Origin of the sequence: Nonomuraea sp. NPDC049607, assembly GCF_040675375.1 — a bacterium.
In the GTDB taxonomy this organism is placed as follows: Bacteria; Actinomycetota; Actinomycetes; order Streptosporangiales; family Streptosporangiaceae; genus Nonomuraea.
In genome coordinates this window covers 1-3,941 of sequence record NZ_JBFAOV010000095.1, presented here as the reverse complement: position 1 = coordinate 3,941, position 3,941 = coordinate 1, and the positions used below count along the sequence as shown (strand labels likewise).

At 71.2% G+C, this 3,941-nt stretch carries 4 protein-coding genes; 3 read left to right on the top strand and 1 reads right to left on the bottom strand.

The window, feature by feature from the left end; translation table 11 throughout:
• Window positions 1-116 precede the first annotated feature (116 nt).
• On the top strand, window positions 117-1,025 hold the full coding sequence (locus AB0J97_RS51515; RefSeq protein WP_364104781.1) for an NCS2 family permease: 909 nt from the start codon (window positions 117-119) through the stop codon (window positions 1,023-1,025).
• On the opposite strand, the gene AB0J97_RS51510 is transcribed toward AB0J97_RS51515, so the two are convergent.
• On the bottom strand, window positions 1,022-1,975 hold the full coding sequence (locus tag AB0J97_RS51510) for an excalibur calcium-binding domain-containing protein (protein WP_364104778.1): 954 nt from the start codon (window positions 1,973-1,975) through the stop codon (window positions 1,022-1,024). The two genes, AB0J97_RS51515 and AB0J97_RS51510, sit on opposite strands and share 4 nt — an antisense overlap.
• A 166-nt stretch (window positions 1,976-2,141) precedes the next feature.
• Between AB0J97_RS51510 and ald the strand changes: the two genes are divergently transcribed.
• Window positions 2,142-3,257, top strand: coding sequence for an alanine dehydrogenase (ald, locus tag AB0J97_RS51505; RefSeq protein ID WP_364104775.1), 1,116 nt, complete (start codon window positions 2,142-2,144; stop codon window positions 3,255-3,257).
• Window positions 3,258-3,331: 74 nt separating this feature from the next.
• The gene (locus AB0J97_RS51500) at window positions 3,332-3,826 is read left to right on the top strand and encodes an EF-hand domain-containing protein (protein ID WP_364104772.1); all 495 of its coding nucleotides are present in this window, start codon (window positions 3,332-3,334) and stop codon (window positions 3,824-3,826) included.
• The last annotated feature ends 115 nt before the right edge of the window (window positions 3,827-3,941 follow it).

Below are 3,941 nucleotides of genomic sequence, written 5' to 3'. Positions count from 1 at the left end.
GTTGGGGTGGGGGTTTATTGCGTGCTGGTGTTGTTTCTGCTGGGTGGTGTTGGTGGTGTCGAATTTATCGTGGGCCGCCGTTTGGGCAGTGCCGGGGGGGGGGGGCGGGGGTTTGGGTGGCCGGGGCTCGCGGCCCGCCGGTGCTGCGCGGCGCGCCCGCCCCCCTCCCGGGCGGGCGGGCCGCGCTCTTCTGCGCCGGCCTGCTGCTGATGATCGTCCTGTACGTGCGCAGGACCCCGGCCGCCATCCTCATCAGCATCGCGGTCACCGCGATCCTGGCCGTCCTGGTCAACTCGGTGGTCCCCATCCCGCCCGAGGAGTGGGGCGTGGTGGTCCCGCACATGCCCGAGTCCCTGGTCTCGGCGCCGAGCTTCGGGCTGGTGTGGCAGTTCGACCTGTTCGGCGGGTTCGTCAGGGCGGGCGCGCTGACCGCGACCGTGGTGCTGTTCACGCTGGTGCTGTCGGGCTTCTTCGACGCGATGGGCACGATCATCGGCGTCAGCGACGAGGCCGGGCTGGTGGACCAGGTGGGACGGGTGCCGCGGCTGGGCCGCATCCTCACCGTGGACGGCGTCGCGGGCATGATCGGCGGTTCGGTCAGCGCTTCGGCCAACACCGTCTTCGTCGAGTCGGCGGCCGGTGTGGGAGAGGGGGCGCGCACCGGGCTGGCCAGCGTCGTGACCGGGGCGCTGCTCGGGCTGACGCTGCTGTTCACGCCGATCGCCGCGGTGGTCCCGGCGGCCGCGGCGGCCCCCGCGCTGGTGCTGGTCGGGGCGCTGATGATGACGCAGTCCAAGAACGTGCCGTGGACGGACATCGAGCTGGCCATACCGGCGTTCCTGACGATCGCGCTGATGCCGTTCACGTACTCGATCACGAACGGGGTGGGGGCCGGGGTGATCTCCTACACGCTGATCAAGGCGGCCCGGGGACGCTTCGCGGAGATCCCGTGGCTGTTGTGGGCCGTCTCGCTGGTCTTCCTGGCCTACTTCGGGATCGACGGCCTCCGGGCTCTGTTCGGTTAGCGGATGTCACCGCTGTTGCAGGCCACGCCGTTGCCGTCGAGGTCGGGATACCAGGAGTACTCCTCATGCGTTCCGCGCGTGTAGGGGCCGTCGCCGGCGGCCTGGGCCTCCTTGCAGCTCGCGTAGCGCTTGTCGGGGACGCGCCCGACGCCCGCGGGGGCGGTCGAGCCGGTGGTCGGGCCTGTGGTGGAGCCAGTGGTCGGGCCGGTGGTCGGACCGGTGGTCGGGCCGGTGGTCGGACCGGTGGTCGGGCCGGTGGTCACGGTGCCCTGGCCCGTGTCCGCGGGTTGCTGGGGCTGCTGGTCCGTGGCCGGCTGGGACGGCTGGGGCTGCCCGGGCTGCGACGCGGGCGTGCCGAGCATGCGGGTCACCAGCGCGTCGGCGTCCTCCTTGGTGAGGCCCGCGATGCTCAGGCTGTCGCCGTCCATGCTCTGCGTGACGACCGGCGCGGCCAGGACCGTCTTGGGCGTCTGCTCGCCCTCGGGCGCCAGCACGATCGCGAGCTGCCGCTGCGTGGGCTGGAGCTCGTCGATGAGCCGCACCAGCCGGTCCTTGAAGACGGGCGCGACGGCGATGCGCACCGAGTACGAGCCGTCACTGCCCCGGACGGCCTCGATCCGCTGCACGGCGCCGACCGTGACGCCGTCCTCCAGGAGGTAACAGGTGGTCTGCTGCTCGTCGAGCACGGCCGGGTCGCCGGGGCAGGGCGCGGTCTTGGTCTCCTTGACCGGCGCGAAGTGCAGGGGCGTGGCCAGGCGCTGCGGCGGCGCGCCGCCGAGGAGCGGGCTGTTGGGGCTCCTGGTCATCAGGACGGCGACCGTGCCGAGCACGCCCGCGACGGCGACGACGAGCACGAGGGAGACGGTCAGGACGATGGTGGTGAGACGGCTGGCCCTCGGCTCGGCCGGCTCTTCCGGCTCCGCGGGAGGCGCCTCTACCGCTTTGTCCATCGTTGACGACCCCATCCTGACGTTCGGGCTGCCGGTGAGCTTATCGAGGACGGGGAGCAGCGGGGTAATCAGCCGAAAAATCCTCACCTTTCCGTGAGATCGGAGGAAAAATGGAAATGAGAACGCAGGTTGTCGGCAACTTTCCACGCGAACGAGGGATGACCCCATGAAGGTCGGAGTTCCCCGCGAGGTCAAGAACAGCGAATACCGCGTCGCACTCACCCCGGCGGGCGTCCACGAACTGGTACGCCACGGGCACCAGGTCCACGTCGAGCGGGAGGCGGGCCTCGGCTCGGCCGTCCCGGACGACGACTACGCCGCGGCGGGCGCCGTCATCGCGCCGCACGCCGACGAGGTGTGGGCCACGTGCGACCTGATCATGAAGGTGAAGGAACCGGTGGCCGAGGAGTACCACCGGATGCGCAAGGGCCAGATCCTGTTCACCTATCTCCACCTGGCCGCCTCGGGCCCGCTGACCAGGGCCCTGCTCGACTCGGGCGTCACGGCCATCGCGTACGAGACCGTGCAGAACAAGGACGGCTCGCTGCCCCTGCTCGCCCCCATGTCGGAGGTGGCGGGACGGCTGGCGCCGCAGGTCGGCGCGTACCACCTGATGCGCTCGCAGGGCGGCAGGGGCGTGCTCATGGGCGGCGTGTCCGGCGTACGGGCGGCGAACGTGGTGGTGATCGGCGCCGGGGTGTCCGGCATGAACGCCGCCGCCATCGCGCTCGGCATGCAGGCCGAGGTGCTGCTCCTCGACCGCAACATCGACAAGCTCCGCCAGGCGGACATGATCTACCAGGGCCACTGCCAGACGGTCGCGTCGAACACCCTGGAGGTCGAGAAGGCCGTGCTGGAGGCGGACCTGGTCATCGGCGCGGTCCTGGTGCCGGGGGCCAAGGCGCCCATGCTGGTCACCGACGACCTGGTGAGCCGGATGAAGCCGGGCTCGGTGCTGGTGGACATCTCGATCGACCAGGGCGGCTGCTTCGAGGGTTCGCGGCCGACCACGCACGCCGAGCCGACGTACCGGGTGCACGAGTCGGTCTTCTACTGCGTGGCCAACATGCCGGGGGCGGTGCCGCACACCTCGACGTTCGCGCTGACCAACGTGACGCTGCCGTACGCGCTGGCGGTCGCGGGCAAGGGCTGGCGCGAGGCGGTCCGTACGGACTCCGCCCTGGCGGCGGGCGTGAGCACCCACGAGGGACGCCTGACCAGCCGGCCGGTGGCCGAGGCGCACGGCCTGGAGTGGTCGCCGCTGGAGGAGGTGCTGGCCTGAGCGCCTGGCCTCCGGAGAACCGACAGGTTACGGTGAGTCACAGGACGATGACGATCTGTGACCATGGAGGCTTGATGGACCCGGTGCTCCTGCGCGACAGCGCTGAACGCAACTTCGACGACCTCGACACCGACGGCGACGGCTTCCTGACCAGGGACGACTACGTCGCGCTGGCCCGGCACCGCATCCACCGGGCCGGCGCGCGGCCGGACACCCCCGAGGCGAAGAAGGTCGTCGAGGCGTTCGTCGACGCCTGGGACACCCACGTCCACGCCCTCGACGCCGACCGCGACGGCCGCATCAGCAGGGAGGAGTACGTCGAGTCGTTCCAGGCGCTGGTGCGCACGGGCGCGCTGGACGGCGTCCTGAACCCCATGTCGCGCGCCACCTTCGACCTCGCCGACCACGACGGCGACGGCGAGCTCACCGTCGAGGAGTTCCGCACCCTGTGGATCCGCGAGGACGGGCTCTCGGCCGCCTTCGACCGGGCCGACGCCGACGGCGACGGCCGCATCACCTTCGAGGAGTACGCGCGCCTGCGCCGCGGCCTGCTCGTCGGCGAGCTCTAGCGGGAACACGTCGAAGGGCCCGGCCGGTGCCGGGCCCGTCGACGTGTTACCAACGCGGGCTACATCGACTTGGTGGGCGAGGGGGCGCGCGTCTCCAAAGGGGTGTTGGCGGTCG